The organism is Methylosinus sp. H3A, assembly GCF_015709455.1.
Taxonomy (GTDB): Bacteria; Pseudomonadota; Alphaproteobacteria; order Rhizobiales; family Beijerinckiaceae; genus Methylosinus.
On sequence record NZ_JADNQW010000005.1, the window covers coordinates 4,014,340 to 4,031,666 of the forward strand.

The 17,327-nt window shown below is 62.5% G+C and carries 11 protein-coding genes and 4 pseudogenes; 13 read left to right on the forward strand and 2 right to left on the reverse strand.

What is annotated here, in order from left to right; translation table 11 throughout:
- The first annotated feature begins 89 nt into the window (after positions 1-89).
- The 9 genes and pseudogenes from IY145_RS21545 to IY145_RS21585 all read left to right on the forward strand — a co-directional run bounded on the left by IY145_RS21545 (position 90) and on the right by IY145_RS21585 (position 13,129).
- Positions 90-3,080, forward strand: a pseudogene (locus tag IY145_RS21545) (BPTD_3080 family restriction endonuclease).
- Positions 3,081-3,087: 7 nt separating this feature from the next.
- Positions 3,088-4,005, forward strand: a complete 918-nt coding sequence (locus tag IY145_RS21550) for a hypothetical protein (RefSeq protein ID WP_196410072.1) — start codon at positions 3,088-3,090, stop codon at positions 4,003-4,005.
- A 140-nt stretch (positions 4,006-4,145) separates the two neighbouring features.
- Positions 4,146-6,950 carry a site-specific DNA-methyltransferase gene (locus tag IY145_RS21555; RefSeq protein ID WP_246722142.1) on the forward strand — a complete coding sequence of 935 codons (2,805 nt, stop codon included), beginning with the start codon at positions 4,146-4,148 and terminating at the stop codon, positions 6,948-6,950.
- 4 nt (positions 6,951-6,954) lie between these two features.
- Positions 6,955-9,018: a UvrD-helicase domain-containing protein gene (locus IY145_RS21560; protein WP_196410074.1), complete on the forward strand. Its 2,064-nt coding sequence runs from the start codon at positions 6,955-6,957 to the stop codon at positions 9,016-9,018.
- A gap of 129 nt (positions 9,019-9,147) precedes the next feature.
- A pseudogene (locus IY145_RS21565) lies at positions 9,148-10,302 on the forward strand (DUF932 domain-containing protein).
- Between the two features lie 173 nt (positions 10,303-10,475).
- Positions 10,476-11,180 (forward strand): annotated as a pseudogene (locus IY145_RS21570) (ParB/RepB/Spo0J family partition protein); the annotation flags it as partial.
- Entirely contained in the window at positions 11,176-11,580 is a 405-nt protein-coding gene (locus tag IY145_RS21575) for a DUF2285 domain-containing protein (protein ID WP_196410075.1), read from the forward strand. The pseudogene IY145_RS21570 and the gene IY145_RS21575, both read left to right, overlap by 5 nt.
- A gap of 232 nt (positions 11,581-11,812) precedes the next feature.
- Positions 11,813-12,037 carry a helix-turn-helix transcriptional regulator gene (locus IY145_RS21580; protein ID WP_246722143.1) on the forward strand — a complete coding sequence of 75 codons (225 nt, stop codon included), beginning with the start codon at positions 11,813-11,815 and terminating at the stop codon, positions 12,035-12,037.
- A 12-nt stretch (positions 12,038-12,049) separates the two neighbouring features.
- Positions 12,050-13,129, forward strand: coding sequence for a replication initiator protein A (locus IY145_RS21585; RefSeq protein WP_246722144.1), 1,080 nt, complete (start codon positions 12,050-12,052; stop codon positions 13,127-13,129).
- On the opposite strand, the pseudogene IY145_RS25895 reads toward IY145_RS21585, so the two are convergent.
- Positions 13,087-13,218, reverse strand: a pseudogene (locus IY145_RS25895) (LysR family transcriptional regulator); the annotation flags it as partial. The gene IY145_RS21585 and the pseudogene IY145_RS25895 sit on opposite strands and share 43 nt — an antisense overlap.
- Before the next feature lie 559 nt (positions 13,219-13,777).
- On the opposite strand from IY145_RS25895, the gene IY145_RS21595 reads away from it, so the two are divergent.
- The 3 genes from IY145_RS21595 (at position 13,778) to IY145_RS21605 (ending at position 16,287) form a co-directional block, all read left to right on the forward strand.
- A complete protein-coding gene (locus IY145_RS21595; protein ID WP_196410077.1) occupies positions 13,778-14,860 on the forward strand; it encodes a hypothetical protein in 1,083 nt (360 codons plus the stop codon).
- A 14-nt stretch (positions 14,861-14,874) separates the two neighbouring features.
- Positions 14,875-15,516: an ABC transporter ATP-binding protein gene (locus IY145_RS21600; RefSeq protein WP_196410078.1), complete on the forward strand. Its 642-nt coding sequence runs from the start codon at positions 14,875-14,877 to the stop codon at positions 15,514-15,516.
- Positions 15,517-15,663: 147 nt separating this feature from the next.
- Positions 15,664-16,287, forward strand: coding sequence for a hypothetical protein (locus IY145_RS21605; RefSeq protein WP_196410079.1), 624 nt, complete (start codon positions 15,664-15,666; stop codon positions 16,285-16,287).
- Positions 16,288-16,316: 29 nt separating this feature from the next.
- Here IY145_RS21605 and IY145_RS21610 read toward each other — a convergent pair whose 3' ends face one another.
- Positions 16,317-16,664 carry a helix-turn-helix domain-containing protein gene (locus IY145_RS21610; RefSeq protein WP_196410080.1) on the reverse strand — a complete coding sequence of 116 codons (348 nt, stop codon included), beginning with the start codon at positions 16,662-16,664 and terminating at the stop codon, positions 16,317-16,319.
- Positions 16,665-16,794: 130 nt separating this feature from the next.
- On the opposite strand from IY145_RS21610, the gene IY145_RS21615 reads away from it, so the two are divergent.
- Positions 16,795-17,094: a hypothetical protein gene (locus tag IY145_RS21615; protein WP_196410081.1), complete on the forward strand. Its 300-nt coding sequence runs from the start codon at positions 16,795-16,797 to the stop codon at positions 17,092-17,094.
- Positions 17,095-17,327: the final 233 nt, after the last annotated feature.

Consider the following 17,327-nt stretch of genomic DNA (forward strand, 5'->3'; position numbering starts at 1 on the left):
GCGTCGATACCCCACACCGATTGACAGCGATAGCCATGAACGGGCGTACCGAGTAGATTTTTCGACGGGATTTGAGCAGCGGGGCGACATTGACCAGTTTCTATGAACGGCCGGTTCTCAACTCGCCCTATCGTGCGCCCGAACTGCATCATCCGCTCGACCCGAGTGGTCAGCCGCTCGAAGGCGAGCCGAGGCAGGGTCGCCGTCCTTCCCGTTTCATCGTCCCCGTTCCGGCCTCGCGAAAAAAGGCATCGGCCGGCCAGTCGTCTCTCGACCTCGAAACCTACACCGAAAACGCGCTGATCAACGAAATTCGCAATTACCTCGATCGGTGGCGGAGTTTGCGCAACCCCGCCGACTGGGGTGTGACCGGCGTAACGCAACGTCTCTTGGAACATTGGCGCCATCACAACTTCGGAGGCCCGCGTCCCTTCTTCTGCCAAATCGAAGCCGTCGAGACGATCATCTGGCTGACCGAGGTCGCCTCCAAGCGTGCGGTGTCGAAGGGACTGTTGGACCAGATCGCCAAGGCGAACGAGGAGGCAAATCCCGAATTGTTCCGCCTGGCCATGAAGATGGCGACAGGCAGCGGCAAGACGACCGTCATGGCCATGCTGATCGCTTGGCAGGCGGTGAACGCCGCCCGCAAGGAATCGAAAGACTTCTCCCGCGCCTTCCTGATCGTCGCGCCCGGCATCACGATCAAGGACCGGCTCCGCGTGCTGCAGCCGAGCGAGCCGGACAACTATTACGAGACGCGCGAGATCGTGCCGCCCGACATGCTGCCCGAGATTCGTCGTGCAGAGATCGTGATCACCAACTACCACGCTTTTCAGCATCGCGAGACGCTCGCCCTGCCCAAGGTCGCGCGCAGCTTCCTTCAGGGCAATGATCCTGATCTGCCCAAGACGACGGAAACCGACGCGGAGATGCTCGAGAGGGCTTGCGGAAAGCTTCTCAATTATGACCGCGTCAACGTCATCAACGACGAAGCGCACCACTGCTACAGGCATAAGGTCGGAGGGGATGCCGAAAGCGCGCTGACCGGAGACGACGGGAAAGAGGCTGCCGAGAACGAGGAGGCTGCGCGGCTCTGGATCAACGGCATCGAGGCGCTGGATCGCAAGCTGTCGAAGGGCGTGCGCTCGGTCTACGACCTTTCGGCCACACCCTTTTTCCTCCGTGGCTCAGGTTACCAAGAAGGCACGCTTTTCCCCTGGGTCGTTTCCGATTTCAGTCTGATGGACGCGATCGAGAGCGGCATCGTGAAGCTGCCGCGTGTGCCCGTGACCGACAACCTGGTGCAGACCGATACGGTCGTCTACCGCGACCTGTGGAAGCACATTGGGAAGGACCTGCCGAAAACCGCCGCTGGCGCCGGCAAGCTCAGCCCGTTCGACCTGCCCAACACGCTGAAGACGGCACTGAACGCGCTCTACAGCCATTATGAAGGCGAGTTCGAGCGTTGGCAGCGCGCCGGGATCGGCGTGCCGCCGGTGTTCATCGTCGTGTGCCAGAACACGGCGATCTCCAAGCTGGTGTTCGAATGGATCGCCGGTTTCGAACGCGGCGACGCAGAGGAAGGCGAGCGCGCGGCCTTTCATGCCGGCCATCTCGATCTGTTCCGCAACTATGACGACCAGGGCGCCCGTTTCCCCCGTCCGCGTACGCTGCTGATCGACTCCCGCCAGATCGAATCCGGGGACGCCCTCGACAAGGGATTCCGCGATGCAGCCGGCCCCGAGATCGAGCAGTTCAAGCGCGAGCTGGCGGCCCGCGAGGGCGCCGGGGCCATGCAGGGCGAAGCGAGCGAGAGCGCGCTGCTCCGCGAAGTGATGAACACTGTCGGCCGCCCCGGCCGCCTCGGCGAGCAAATTCGCTGCGTGGTCTCCGTATCCATGCTGACGGAAGGCTGGGACACCAACACCGTCACCCACATCCTGGGCGTCCGCGCTTTCGGAACCCAGCTTCTATGCGAACAGGTGGTCGGGCGTGGCCTGCGCCGGCAATCCTACGACCTCAATCCAGAAACGGGCCTGTTCGATGTCGAATACGCCGACATCATGGGCATTCCGTTCGACTTCGCCACATCGCCGCAGGTCGCCAAGCCGACCAAGCCGAAACCGGTCACGCGCGTCCATGCGATCAAGGATCGCGCGTCGCTGGAGATCGTCTTCCCGCGCGTCAGCGGCTACCGCCGCGATCTGCCGTCTGAGAAGCTCGAAGCGGAATTCACCGAAGACAGCCGCTTGGAGATCACGCCCGCCGACATCGGCCCGACATCCGTAGTCATGGAGGGAATCGTCGGCGCGGGCGTCACCATTACGCCCGAAGTGCTGGAGCGGCTGCGGCCTTCGGAGATCAGCTTCAATCTCGCCAAGCATCTTCTCTACACGAGCTTCCGCGACGAGGACGGATTCCCGAAGCAGCACCTCTTCCCGCAGATCCAGCGCCTCGCCCGCCGTTAGCTCGACGAGGGCTATCTCGTCACCAAGGGTGTTCCGGTCGGCGCTATCCTTTATCAGGATCAGCTCGCGCGCGCCGCGGACAAGATCGACATCGCCTGCACGCGCGCCAGCGAGGGACGCATCATCGCGGTGCTCGATCCCTACAACCCGAAAGGATCGACCCGGCATGTCAACTTCATCACCTCGAAGACCTGCTGGAAGACAGGCGCGCAGCCGCCCAAATGCCATATCAGCCACGTTGTGCTCGACTCGAGCTGGGAAGAGGCGTTGGCGCTCACGCTCGAGAACCATCCGCGCGTGCTGGCCTACGCCAAGAACCAGGCGCTGGGCTTCGACATCCCCTATCGCGACGGGGGCGTCACGCGGCGCTACCTGCCGGACTTCCTCGTCCGCCTCGACGCGGGCGGCGCGGAGCCCCTCAACCTCGTGCTCGAGGTGAAGGGAATGCGCGATGAAAGCGACAAGGCCAAAGCCCAGACGACACGAGAGCTTTGGGTTCCCGGCGTCAATGCGCTCGGCGGCTTCGGTCGCTGGGCTTTCGCTGAATTCCGCGACTGGGCGATGATGGAAGACGATTTCGCCGCGCTCGTCGATAACATCGTTACAAAGTGAAGCCGTCATGCCAAAGCCATACGCCGCAACGAATGAAAATCTGCTGGCTCACGCGCTTGAGCCAACGATGCGCTGGTTGATAGCCGTAGCGCTGGATGGCTCGACGATCACCTATGGCGAACTGAAGGAAAAGCTCGAAACCAAGGCCGGGTTCTCCACGATCTTTGCAACGCGTATAGGGTTCGTGGCCGGCAACCTAATGGAGAGAATTCTGGAAGTTGAGCCGAGCGCCCCGCTAATCAATGTACTGGTGGTCAATCAGCAAGATCGCCAACCCAGTGAGGGCGCAGGGTCATTCATGGCCCGCCGTTTTGGAGAGCCAAAGCTCGAAGCAGCGGATGCGAAACAACAGAATCCCCCGCTGTGGGAACACTATTTTACGCGCGCGGCCGGCGAAGTCTATAAATTCTCCGAGGCAGAATGGTCCAAGCTGTTTGAACGTGTCTTTGCGAGCAAGCTCGATGCAGCCGCCATCAAAAACGATCGCAAGGATCGCAAGCAAGGAAGCGAGATCGATGGGGTTCCCGCAGGTCGTGGTTACGGAAGCGGCGGTGAAGGTCCTTTGCATAAAGCGCTTCGCTTGTGGGTGATGGATAATCCTGGCGCGATTCACCGGGATTTCATGGCCGCCAAAACGGACACCGAGGTCGATCTGGATTCTGGGGACCGCGTCGATGTCGTTTTCAAATGCCTCGACCGGACGATCGTAATCGAGGTCAAATCGAGAATTTCGAACGAGATCGATTTGCGGCGTGGCGTATTTCAATGTGTGAAATATCGCGCCGTGCGTCAGGCCATGGACGTTCGAACCGACTCGGTCGTCGAGGCCTATCTGGTGACGGAAACACCACTGCCGGGAGAAATTGTCGCCTTGTTGAAACTCCATGATATCAGACATTTCCAAGCCTTGCAGGATCGAAGCTGAACATGGCCCGCACTCCCCGATCCACCAATGGCAGGACCTCCAAACAGGTCGACGCGCTCAAGCACGACGAGGCCACCCGCCGGAACATTCCGACGGCGGAGATGGAAAGCTTCTTCCGACGCGAGGAGGACGCCTCGCCAATGCCGCCGAAGCATTATTCGCGCGCACGGCCTCTGGCCGAGGGCGAGACGCGGACGCCAGAGGAGCCGAGCCGCCCCGAGCTGATCTGGAACGGCGCGAAGATCACCATCACCGACGCGCAGATGAAGGAGCTGGCGGAGACCGGCGCGCTCACGCTCTCCGACGCGCAACTCGTCTGGCGCGGCAAGGATCGGCAGGACTGGTCCGATCTCGTCGTCAATGTGCCGCCGCTCTACATCCAGGAGAAGATTCACCCCAAGGCGATCATCGACGATCTGAAGCGCCGCACGGCCGAGAAGCGCGAGGCCGAGACCGACGCGCCGGACCTGTTCGCCGACTTCAACGGCATCACACCCGAGCAGCGGGCGGAGTTCTACCAGCACGACCAGCACTGGTCGAACCGCATGATCCTCGGCGACAGCCTGCAGGTGATGGCGAGCCTCGCCGAGCGCGAGGCGCTGCGCGGCAAGGTGCAGTGCATCTATTTCGATCCACCCTACGGCATCAAGTTCAACTCGAACTGGCAGGTCTCGACGCAGTCGCGCGACGTGAAGGACGGCAAACAGACCGATATTTCGCGCGAACCTGAGCAAGTGAAGGCCTTCCGCGACACTTGGAAGGACGGCATTCACTCCTACCTGGCCTATTTGCGCGACCGCCTGACTGCGATGCACGATTTGCTGACTGAGAGCGGGTCGATATTCGTACAGATCGGCGACGAGAACGTGCATCGCGTACGCGCTGTGATGGATGAGATTTTTCGTGGAGAGAATTTCATTTCAGAAATAACGGTTCAGAAAGCCGGATCAACATACGCAGAATTCTTGGGCGGCGTGGCAGATTACGTCCTGTGGTTCTCCAAAAACCGATCACATTTGAAATATCATCCTCTTTACGATGCCCGCAAACTGACCGAGGACGATACCGGGCGTTTCACTCTCGTGAGAACTGAGTGGGGAGAACTAATCCCCAAGAAAGCTGCCGCGTCTGCTAACGCGGCAAATCTCGTTGCGCCTGATCCGCTTCAATCGGCGTCGGCGGGGCGCGACAAAGGGGAAGGCGCGGCGAGTTGGTTTCCTGTCGAAATACAGGGCAGAAAGTTTCTGCCTACTATGCAGAGCCGATGGAAAACCAATGAAGCAGGAATGGAGCGCCTGAGGCGCTCTCAGCGCTTGATCCCGCTTTCAAATTCGGTCCGATATGCTCGATCTTTCAACGACTTTTCCGTGTCGACCCGAACCAATATTTGGAACGATCTTAGCGGGGCAACAGACAAGACATACGTAGTGCAAACATCCACCACCGTTATCGAGCGATGCATGCTGATGACCACCGATCCCGGCGACCTCGTGCTCGACGCTACCTGCGGCTCTGGCACGACCGCCTATGTTTCCGAGCAATGGGGCCGCCGTTGGATCACAATCGACACCAGCCGGGTGGCACTGGCGCTGGCTCGCACGCGTCTGATGGCGGCGCGCTATCCATGGTATTTACTGGCCGATAGCCGCGAGGGCCGCGACAAGGAAGTCGAACTGAACCGGCGCGTGCCGGCTGACACGCCGGTTCACAATGACCTCCGACAAGGCTTCGTCTACGAGCGCGTGCCGCATATCACCCTGAAGTCGATCGCCAACAATCCGCTGATCGACGACATCTGGGAGAAGTGGCAGGCGGTGCTTGAACCGCTACGCGCTGCGCTCAATACCGCGCTCTGCAAGACATACGAAGAATGGCAGGTTCCGCGCGAGCTGCCCGCCGGAGCCCCCGCTTCAGCCAAAGAGCCGCACGCCAAATGGTGCGAGGCGCGCATCGCTCGCCAGAGGGAGATCGACGCCTCGATCGCCGCGCGTGCCGATGTCGAATATCTCTATGACAAACCTTACATCGACAATGCGCGCGTTCGCGTCGCCGGCCCCTTCACGGTCGAAAGCCTCTCGCCCCATCGCGTGCTGCCGGCGAGCGAGGAAGAGCTGATCGACGAGATCGAAGCGGCCGAAGGCCGGCGCTCGCCCGCTGACGCCGAATTGGCTGGGCATGACTTCGCGGCGATCGTCATCGACTATCTGAAGACCGAAGGCGTCAAGCAGCAGGCCAAGGGCGACCGCATCATTTTCGAGAGCCTGACCCCCTGGCCCGGAAACTTCATCGGCGCCAGCGGCGCCTTCATCGAGGGCGAGAATGGCCCCGAGCGTCGGGCCGCGATCCTGATCGGCCCGGAATATGGCACGGTCGGCCGGCAGGACATCGTCGCCGCCGCGCGCGAGGCGGTTGACGCCCGCTTCGACGTGCTGATCGCCTGCGCCTTCAATTTCGACGCCCATTCGTCGGAGCTGGCGAATCTCGGCAGCCTCAAGATTCTGAAGGCCCGCATCAACCCCGACATGCATATGTCGGAAGAACTCAAGAACACCGGACGCGGCAATATGTTCGTCGTGTTCGGCGAGCCGGACGTCCAAATCCTGGACGATGGCGGCCCGGAAATCCGCGTCAAGGTGAATGGCGTCGACGTGTTCGACCCCAACACCGGCGACATTCGCTCCAGCGACACGGCGGGCATCGCCGCCTGGTTCATCGACACCGACTACAATGAAGAGAGCTTCTTCGTCCGGCACGCCTATTTCCTCGGCGCCAACGATCCTTACAAGAGCTTGAAGACAGCGCTTCAGGCCGACATAGATGAAGATGCATGGGCGACGCTTTATTCCGACATTTCGCGTCCGTTCGCGCGGCCGGATAGCAGCCGCATCGCCATCAAGGTCATAAATCACTTCGGCGACGAGGTGATGAAGGTGTTCAGGGTGTAGCGCCGTGAACTTTCTGATCGCCGATACCTTCACCGCTTCCTTCAACCGCCTGTCCAGTCCGGATCAGAAGGCGGTGAAGACGAGCGTCTTCGATCTTCAGATGGACCCGACCGGTAATGGTCTCCAGCTGCATCGGATCGACAAGAGCAAGGACCCGAATTTTTGGTCGGCGCGGGTCAATCGCGACATCCGCCTGATCGTTCACAAGACCGGCGACAGTTTGCTGGTCGCCTATGTCGGCCATCACGACGACGCCTATTCGTGGGCGGAGCGCCGGCGGATCGAGGCGCATCCACGAACTGGCGCCGTCCAGATCGTCGAGGTGCGCGAGCGTGTGGAGGAAGTCGCCCCGCCGGCGACATTCGATTTCGTCTTTCCCGAGCCCGCGACCAGCAAAAAGAAGGCGGCAGCCTCGCCGGCGCTGTTTTCTTCTTTGGATGACGATGCGCTGCTCTCCATCGGCGTGCCGGCCGACTGGCTGGCCGATGTCCGTGCGGCGAGCGAGGACGGATTCTTTGCGCTGACCGCTCACCTGCCGGCAGAAGCCTCAGAGGCTCTCCTGGAATACGCCGCCACCGGCAGGCTCGTGGCGCCCGCTCTGCTCCCGATCATCGCGGGTCCATTCGCACATCCAGATGCGTTGCGCCGGATCAGGCTGATCGCGAATCAAGAGGAATTGGAACAGGCTCTCGCTTTTCCGTGGGAGAAATGGAGCGTCTTCCTCCACCCGTCTCAGCGGGCTCTGGTCGAACGTTCCTTCTCGGGGCCCGCACGCGTTGCCGGCTCGGCGGGAACAGGCAAGACCGTCGTGGCGATTCATCGCGCCGTCTGGCTCGCCCGCGACAATCCGAATGCGAGAGTGCTCCTGACGAGCTTCTCCGAGCCCCTGGCGGCGGAGCTTGCGAAGAAGGTGCTGGTTCTGGCGCCCGACACCGGCGGTATCGTTCTTCGGATAACTACGGGCTCGTTTCAAAGCATCGCCGAGCAGATGTTTCAGCTCGAGCATGGCGTGCGCCCCCGCATGGCCAAAGACGCCGTGCTGCGCGAACGCTTGCGCGCCGCCGCCGCGTCCGAGAATCTCAAAGGCTTTTCTGAACGTTTTCTATTATCGGAGTGGATCAACGTTATCGACGCCTGGGGCCTCTCGTCGCTCGAAGCCTATTCGACCGTTCAGCGGATGGGGCGCAAGAGCCGGCTCGGTCCCAATCAGCGCGCGAAATTGTGGCCGGTGTTCCAGTCGGTGCGCGACGCGCTGTCGGCCGAGGGCTATACGACTTGGGCCAATGTCTTCACCGGGCTGTCGGAAACATTGGCGAAACGGCCGCATAAGCCATTCGACCATGTCATCATCGACGAGGCGCAGGACCTCGCCCCGGCGGAGTTGAAGTTCTTCGCGGCCCTCGCGCCGGCCAGCGCAGATGGCCTGTTCCTGTCGGGCGACGTGGGACAGCGTATCTTCCAGCATCCATTTTCTTGGGCGAGCCTCGGCGTCGATGTGCGCGGTCGGTCGCACACACTCAAGGTCTGCTACCGTACCTCGCAGCAGATCCGCCGCGCTGCCGATAAACTCTTGCCAACGGTCCTGCGCGACTCCGATGGGCTCGAGGACGAGCGGCGCGGGATCATCTCGGTCTTCGACGGTCCGGCGCCCGAAATCAAATCCCTCCCGACCGTCACCTCGGAAGCTGACGCAGTCCGCCAAACCGTCGAGAACTGGCTCAGCGACGGGATCGCGCCCCATGAAATTGGCTTGTTCGTTCGGACGCCGCAGCTCGTCAGTCGCGCCCGGGCCGCGATCGCCGGGTTTGCCGGCGCCGACGAGATGACGACCGCTCCCATGAGCCTCGCCAAGGGGCTCGAATTTCGCGCCGTTGTCGTGATGGCTTGCGACGAAGGAGTCCTTCCGCTCGATGCACGTGTCGCAGACGCTGCGGACGAAGCAGAGCTCGACGACATTTACGAAACCGAGCGCCGATTGCTCTACGTCGCCTGCACGCGGGCGCGCGAGCATTTGCTGCTTACGGGCGTAACGCCGACCTCCGAATATTTGGCGGATTTCGCTTCATAGGGCCGCGATCTTAACGCCCGGCATTGTTCTGCTTCGCAGCAACGCCTGGAGAGTTAGAGGGAAGCGAGCTTTCCGTGACGGGTCGAGGGCTGGAGGAGAGGACTCCAGCGCCCGTCATGGAGATGACCCATGACTCAGGTGCAAGGTCTGGACGCCGCTCGCGATCGCGCCGGCGGCTACAAGGTGGATGTGAGCCGCGGCGAGAGGAGCGGCCGAGTGTCGTCGGAGTGGTTCTCGCGGCCGGCCGACGAGCGTTACCTGTCCCTGTCGGACCTCTTCGCGGCCGTGCGCGGACGGACCGAGCGCAGCCGAACCCGGACCGTTGAGAGCGCAGCGATCCGAGTGGAGGCGAACCGCGACAACGCTGAGCGCCTGACGCTGACGCTGCCCGGCGCCGACGCGCCGGTCGCGCCGACGCATTGGAGCTTCGGTCAGCTCGTGAGCCTGGTCGGCGCGCCGGCCGCCTACCTCCGCCAGCTCCCGGCGCCGCTCGCCGGCATCAACCTACAATACGGTTTGACCTCCAATCGCGCCGAGCAGGTCAAGACGCTGGAGATCGAGGATGGTCGCGTCGAGCTACGCGCCGTCACCGGCCCGGACTATGGCCGCATCTACGACCATGAACTTGTCGAGGCCGTGCAGCGCATCGCGGGAAACGGCACGGGCGACACGCGCTGGAAGGTGCCGGGCGTGCTCGACTGGTCGACCGGCGTCTACCATCCGCGCGTCAATATCACGCAGGACACCACGACTCTGTATGCCTCGGACCGCGACGTTTTTCTCTTTCTCGTGGACGATCTCAATCCGATCGAGGCCGGTCGGCTGCCGGACGGATCGCCCGATCTTTATTTCCGCGGCTTCTATTGCTGGAATTCCGAGGTCGGCGCCAAGACTCTGGGCATGGCGAGCTTCTATCTCCGCGCGGTCTGCCAAAATAGGAATCTATGATACGCCGCCTCCCGCTTCGCGCATGAGGCGGCGCCGGCGCTAACGCGCTTCGCCGATTCCTCGCCCATGCCATTCGTGAACGGCATCAAGGCGGCGCGGGAAAAGATCGTCGCGCGCACCGACGAGGACCGCGACGAGTTCCTGCGACGGCGCCGCTTTTCCAAGAGGGAGACGGCGAAGATCATCGAGACCGTGTTGGCCGAGGAAGGCCGGAAGCCCGAGAGCATCTTCGATTTCGTGCAGGGCATCACCGCCGTCGCGCGGAACAAGACTCACCAGGACGCGCGTCTCGATCTGGAGGCGCGCGCCAAGAAGCTCCTCGATCGCGCAGCCTGAATTCCGGAACGCCGGAGACACGGAAATCCGTATCTCCGGTTCCGCGCATTTCTGCATTTGCTGATCGTCGATTCCGCGGCGCCGTCCTCAAAGTGAGAGGGCGGCGCTGCGCTTCGTGACGAGCTGCGAGCCGAGAGAGAGGCTTTCGGCCGCCCGTCACGGAGTTTATCCCCATGGCTACTGCCGTTCAGAAAATCACATTGTCGTCCTCGCGCGACATTCCTTTCAACAAGCTTGTCCTCTCCCAGGCGAATGTCCGGCGCGTGAAGGCCGGAGTCTCGATCGAGGAACTCGCCGAGGACATCGCGCGCCGCACTCTGCTCCAAAGCCTGAGCGTGCGGCCCGTGCTCGACGCCGACGGCGCCGAGACTGGCATGTTCGAGATTCCCGCGGGCGGTCGCCGCTATCGAGCGCTCGAGCTTTTGGTCAAACAGAAGCGGCTCGCCAAAACGGCGCCCGTCCCCTGCGTCGTCCGCGATCCGACGAGCGACATCCTCGCGGAAGACGACTCGCTCGCTGAAAATGTCCAGCGCGCGCCGCTGCATCCGCTCGACCAGTTCCGCGCCTTTCATGCGATGCGATGCAAAGGAAAGTCCGAGGAGGAGATCGCCGCAGCCTTCTTCATCGGCGTCAATATCGTGAAGCAGCGCCTGCGGCTGACCAGCGTGTCGGAGAAGCTACTCGACGTCTATGCCGAAGACGGAATGTCGCTGGAGCAGTTGATGGCCTTCACCGTCTCATCGGACCACGCTCGGCAGGAGCAGGTCTGGGCGGCGCTGGAAAAGTCATGGTCCAAAGAGCCTTACCAGATTCGGCGCATGCTGACGGAAAAGGCCGTGCGCGCCGCCGATCGACGACCGCGACAGGCGGGTCGTGATCGCCGAGGCCCGAGGCGAGATTCATGTCTGGATGAACGAAGGCGCGCCGCGCCATCCAGCGATCATCTTGCCGCTCGACGCGTCGCTCGAAATCCGGCTCGAAGTCGCGTCGCGATTCGTTCGCCGCCTTCGAGGTGGCGCCGCAGGGCCGTTTCCTCGCGCGCTGCAATTGACTGCGCAGCGACGCGCACGTCTCATCCTATTGCTGCACGCGCTGGATTTCCGGCTCGGCGGCGCGGGGCCACGCGACATCGCCGCGTCCCTGATCAACGCCGAGGACGCTGCGCTTCCCGCGCTCGAGTGGAAGAGCTCGGCGACGCGCCGCAAGGCGAACCGCCTTATCCACGATTCCATGGCGCTGATGAACGGCGGCTACAAGCGGCTGCTGCGCGGCCGCTGACGGCCCTTCCACCTTCTCCGTCTCCTGCACATCCCGGCGTGCGTCTCGCGGAAGGGGGGACACGGACCGGCCTCAAAACTTCGTCCTCCCCCTGCGCTTCTCTTCTCCGCCACGGTGATCTCGAAACGCCGCGACGTCCCTGCGGCGCACCTCACCGCTACGGAGGCGTCTCTTGCGCGACAAATCACCCGAGGGCGCCACGCGCTTCGTCCGAACGCACGAAGCCGCGCGAATGCTCAGCCTTTCCGCGCGCACGCTCGAAAAATACCGCTGTCACGGCGCTGGCCCTACGTTCCGCAAGCTCGGCGGCCGTGTCGTCTACGCGATCGAGGACATCCAGGCCTGGGCCGATGGGGCCGCCTGCCGCTCCACGTCGGACCCGCAATATGTCGAAGCGCGCGACGCCGTCCGCGTCGACACCGGCGTGCGCATCGCCCGCCCGAACTTTCACCGCTGAGGCGACGCCGCCATGTCGCGCCGCCTCCCCGTCATCTCGAACGAGCGAAGCCGGCTCCACCCCTTCGTCATCGCGACGGGGGACGCATCCCCTCGCGATCAGCGCGATCTCATGGAGCGGCCATTCTTCTCGCTCGCCAAGGCGAAGCGCACGGCGCCGATCCTCTACGAGGCGGCCGGCGCGCGCGTTGAAGTCTTCGCCATGCCCGAGCACGGCATGGCGACCATATGGGATGCCGATGTGCTGATCTGGGCGGCGAGCCGGATCGTCGAAGCCGAGAATCTGGGCCTCACGACGTCCCGATTCCTGCGCTTCACGCCCTATCAGCTCCTCAAGGCGGTCGGACGGGCGACCGGCGCGCGCGACTACAAACTGCTGAAGGGCGCGCTCACCCGCCTGCAATCGACGGCCATCTGCACCACCATTCGCAACGGCGAGCACTGGCGTCGAAGCCAGTTCTCCTGGATCAACGAATGGGAAGAATGCGTGACGCGCGACGGCCGCGTCGAAGGCATGGAATTCGTCCTCCCGGAATGGTTCTACCGCGGCGTCGTCGACCGCTCGCTCGTGCTCGCCATCGACCCTGCCTATTTCCGGCTGACAGGCGGCGTCGAGCGCTGGCTCTATCGCGTGGCCCGCAAGCACGCCGGCCGGCAGAGGCAGGGCTGGACCTTCGACATCCCGCATCTTCATCAAAAATCCGGCAGCCTCGCGAGGCTCAGGGATTTCGCGATCGACGTCCGACTCATCGTGTGCCAGCAATCGCTGCCCGGTTATCGTCTGCGGATCGAGCGCGACGGCCAGCGCGAGCTCCTACACATCCTGCCGAGCGACTTATCCACAGCCCCTGTGGATAGGTCTGTGGAAACACTCGGGACTTCGGGCGCACATGGTATCGGGACTTCGGGCGCGGCCCTATCGGGACTTCGGGCGCGCGGTGGGCAGCTAACCGCTTCGTCGACAATGGGCCGCGCCAAATCCAGAAATTCGCGACCGATCGGCGTTAGCTTCGTTCCGCCGGTCGTGCGCTCGAACAAGTCCACGCCGAGCTCGCATTCGAGATCGTGCAATCGACGACTGAGGGTGGATTGACGCGTGTTCAGCGTCTCCGCCGCTTGCCGAAGGCTTCGATGCCGCGAGGCGACAAGAGCCCATTTCAGATCTCGAAGCTCCGAATTCACCTGAAAAGCCCGGGTTCACAAGCTTATTTCCAGAATCGGATAGCAGACGACAGGGACGCCATCAGCCGTTCTAACGCTCTCTATTTCATTGAAATTAAATGGCCTTTTCAAGGCCGCCAGTCGAACGGCTATCGCTTTGCAAGCTATGGGTTTTTTTGACGAACGGACCCGATTCCTCCCCAATCGATGCGCCGTCCCGAACAGCCCGACCGCTCCGCTGTGCGACGCTATGGACTTCGCGCTTCCAGGTGGTGGGTCAGTTTGAAATTCTGGTTGCGGACCCAAAATGAGTCTGTACAACGATCAAGCAAACCATGAAAACATCCGTCGGGCTGGCGCAGTCCGGGCAGTGGCGCGCGCTGACGTTCATTCACAATTTCGTGGAAAACTCGCCCGCGATTTGGCGGGGCGGCGAATGTCACAACCCGGAGCGGGCATGCGGTCCCCAATTCCTATGTTCGCATGCATGCGGTTGCGCTGGTACGCGAAAGCGACCGGCGACGTCCTGTTGCGGAATTGGCTGTGGTGCTTTGTCGCCGGAACGGTGATCCCATGGGACATGACGTTTCTGCTCGGGCTATCGGCGCTGTTGAACGATCTCTTCGCCCGCGACCAAGGGTTCTGGTGGCGCATCGTGTTTCCGCTAGTTGTCCAAGCGGCGGGATTGGCATGGGCCGGCGTGCAGCGAAACGCGATTGGCGGCGGGGGATTTACGTCCTACGCACGCACGATGCCGCTTTCGGCCGGCACGCGGCGCGCCGTCAATCTTCTTGTTCTGGCCGCCGCCGACAATCTCTGGCTGATTCTTTTCGCGCTGGCGGCGGCGCTCCCGCCAGCCGCGAGCCCGTATCCCGGCGCGTTTAGAATCGCTGCTCTTTTGTCGCTCTTAGCGCTGTTCCTGTCGGCGCAACTGGCGCTGCTCGAACGAAACGCCGTGGCAATGATGGCGGCCCTCGCGGCGAATCTCCCGCTGGCTCTGTCTCTGACCGTCTTCGGCGGGCCGCTTCAGTGGGCGCTGCTTTTCGCCGCTCCGGCGCTGGCGGCGGCGGGCTTTGCCGAGTCACGATCGGCCACCGCGATAAAATCAATGAAGGCGCCGCTAAAATCACGGACAACCGGCCGGGCGCTAAAAACACCCATTGCTCTGCGGATTCAGCTCAAGGCTCTGGTCGAGACGCCCATCGGCTCGGTCCTGCGTTTTTGCGCGGCGCTGGGCGTGGCGGCCTTTGTCGATTTTCTGCTCCAGGCCTTCGACTACGATTCCCGCTCCGCGACGACGGTCGTGGTCGCAATGGCGTTTGTCGCCATTGCCCTCAGCGGATTCTACCGCACGCTGCGCATGGCTCACACATCGATGACGCTCTATTCCGCGACGCTGCCCCTGCGGGCCGGATTCTGGGCGATCGGCGACACTTTGCTGGTGTGTTTGCTCGGATTGCCGCCGCTGGCCATTCTGCTGCCGCCCGCGATCACACACGAAGTCGCCGCCGTGCCTGTTCTCACCGCTCTTTCGGCGGCTTTTCTGGCGTTGCTCGCGGCGGTCCGGCTCCCCGTTGTTTTTGGCGGGCGGCGGGCCATTCTCTATTTGGTGTTTTTGACGACCGCGTGGTCGGGCGCGGCGATCGCGGCCATCGCCCATTGAAGGAAGCGGTTCTGATGTTGAGATGCGAAGGGTTGCGCAAATCCTACAACGGGCGGCCGGTCCTGCGAGAAATCGGCTTTCAGCTCTCGACTGGAGCCTGGGCGCTGCAAGGTCCGAACGGCTGCGGGAAATCCACATTGTTGCGCCTGCTCGCCGGAGCGGAGGAGCCGGACGCCGGCGACATCCGCATCGCCGGCGTCGGAATGCGCGAAGCGCCGCTGCGGGCGCGCCAGCGCCTTTCCTACGCGCCGGACGAGAGCCCGATCTATCCATTCCTGACAGGCTCAGACCTGCTCGAATTCGTTTCCATGGCGAAAAAGCGCCCGCTCGACGCATATGTCGTCGGATTGATCGATGAGTTCGGGCTGCGCCCCTTCATGGGCGTCCGCTTTTCCCACCTGTCTCTGGGATCGCAAAAGAAGTTAGTTCTGTGTGCGGCCTGGATTGGAGAACCAGACGTCCTTTTGCTCGACGAGCCGAGCAACGGCCTCGATCTCGACTCGCGGGACCTTCTCGCGGAGCTTATTTGTCGATGCTCCCGAGAGAAGACGATCCTCTTCGCCTCACACGACGCGGACTTTGTCGCCGCAGCCGAAGCGAATGTCCTGGCGATGGAGGATTTGTCGCTTGGGGCCGAAAGCAGAAATTCAAACTGACCCACTACCCGCTTCCAATATGCGTTGCTAAAACGTTCTAGTCGGCTTACCTTCTCCCGACTGCAATTTCATGAGCAGCGGCCGAACGGGATGGTGGAACATCCCGCCCGGCCTGACCACAACCCACGCTTTCTAGGAGCCTGGATCATGGCTGATTCTGAAGATAGCACGACTCCGCCCGCCGTTAGCTGGCGCGCCATTTTGCGAGGAACCGGCGCCTTGCCGTCCGGGAAGAGGACGGAAGGGGCGCCGTCCGACCCCGCGTTGCAGCTCTGGCGTAACTGGCAAGCCAATCACACTGAGGTCGTCGCGCTGACGCGCCAGTGGCAGCGCATCGAGAAGAGGCTCATTCACTCGGTCGGCATCCCCGAGGTCACGATCCGCCTTTCCGGCGAGGAGGAGCCGAAAATCGCTCAATCGGTCGACGAGATCGAGGAGCTGGTCGCGAACGAGCCGGCGATCGAGAAAGAAGCGCTGATCGCCGCGCTCGACGAACAGCAAAAGCGATGGGACGAGGCGGCGGCGGCGCTCGGTTTCGACGCCGTCGACGCGGAACTCCGGGCCGCTCTCGGCAAGGAGCGCGATTTTGTGGCTTCGGTCCCGAAGACGAAAGCCGCCAGCCTGCCGGGCGTCGCGGCCAAGCTCGCCATCCTCATTCAGCTCGGCGAGCCGAGCCCGACAGATGCGGAGTTTCCCTGGCCGGAACTGCGCTCGGCGCTCGCGGATATCGCCCGGCTGACGTCGCCGGAAGCGGCCGTCTTGCCGATGTGATCCTCATGCTCGGGTCCATGGTCGCTCGGCTATGGACCCGGCTTCCTTCGAGCTGCCCTTTGCGCCGGCCTCTCGCTTTTGCGAGCTGGCTTTGCGCCTTTCTTGACTTGCGCTTTCGTGCTGGCGCCTTCGGCCGATGTCGCGGACGATTTCGTTACCGCGATTTCGCTCGCAGGCCTCAAAAGCTCGAGCGCCGGGATTCCGAGAGCGTCGGCGAGGCGGCCGACGACGTCGACCGTCGCTGAATAGACGCAGCGTTCGATCGAGCTGATATAGGTGCGGTCGAGCTCCGCCCGATGGCCGAGTTCCTCCTGCGACAGGCGTTGCGCCCGTCGATATTTCCTCAGATTGCGCGCCAGCGTCTCTCGCATTTCCATGACGAGAACCAGCCAGCTTGAAGAGTATTTATCTACGGAGTATACTCTACAAACGGTAGCCGCCGGTTCGAGGAAGGGAAGCGCCGGCGCGGCAGAGGGGGCGAGTCCGTAAACGACCGAGAGTCCGAATATGCGTGAGAAGCATCTGGGTCACGCCGTCTCTTTGGCGACGATTTTGTTGAGCACGCGCGAGCAGTTCGCTCGCGCGCTGCGTGACGCTGCGATGGCGAGCATCAGAGCGAGATCGAAAGGCGCAGGTTACGACCAGCCGATCATCTCCCGCTACTTCCTCGAATCGCATGTCGACGACGCTCTCTATCTGATCGGCAGAGACGGACTCGACGCGCTCGAGAGCAATGTCCGCTTCGCGGTCGACGAAATGATACGAGAGGCGTTGGAAAATGTGAGGTTGCGGCGGACGGACAATTAGTCGATCGCAGTCTCGGTGCGCCGGCTACGGCGGCGCATTGCGCTTGCGCCATCAGGAGCCGACGTTTCCTGACCAGCAGCACGATTGACGTCGATCACATTTCAAGGATTTTGTTTGGGAGCATCTGTCGTGGAAAGACGAATAACTCTCACTGACATAGACCGCCCTGGAGAGGCGCTCGAAGTCGATATCATCGCCGCCGACGAGACGTCACTGACGCTTGCTGTGCCGAA

What these genes read in the sequence shown, in the direction of transcription:
- IY145_RS21595 (WP_196410077.1), top strand. Translation starts at nt 13,778, where the DNA reads ATGACGTTTCTGCTCGGGCTATCGGCGCTGTTGAACGATCTCTTCGCC.
- IY145_RS21615 (WP_196410081.1), top strand. Translation starts at nt 16,795, where the DNA reads ATGCGTGAGAAGCATCTGGGTCACGCCGTCTCTTTGGCGACGATTTTG.
- IY145_RS21580 (WP_246722143.1), top strand. Translation starts at nt 11,813, where the DNA reads ATGCTCAGCCTTTCCGCGCGCACGCTCGAAAAATACCGCTGTCACGGC.
- IY145_RS21605 (WP_196410079.1), top strand. Translation starts at nt 15,664, where the DNA reads ATGGCTGATTCTGAAGATAGCACGACTCCGCCCGCCGTTAGCTGGCGC.
- IY145_RS21555 (WP_246722142.1), top strand. Translation starts at nt 4,146, where the DNA reads ATGCCGCCGAAGCATTATTCGCGCGCACGGCCTCTGGCCGAGGGCGAG.
- IY145_RS21610 (WP_196410080.1), bottom strand. Translation starts at nt 16,664, where the DNA reads ATGGAAATGCGAGAGACGCTGGCGCGCAATCTGAGGAAATATCGACGG.
- IY145_RS21550 (WP_196410072.1), top strand. Translation starts at nt 3,088, where the DNA reads ATGCCAAAGCCATACGCCGCAACGAATGAAAATCTGCTGGCTCACGCG.
- IY145_RS21600 (WP_196410078.1), top strand. Translation starts at nt 14,875, where the DNA reads ATGTTGAGATGCGAAGGGTTGCGCAAATCCTACAACGGGCGGCCGGTC.
- IY145_RS21585 (WP_246722144.1), top strand. Translation starts at nt 12,050, where the DNA reads ATGTCGCGCCGCCTCCCCGTCATCTCGAACGAGCGAAGCCGGCTCCAC.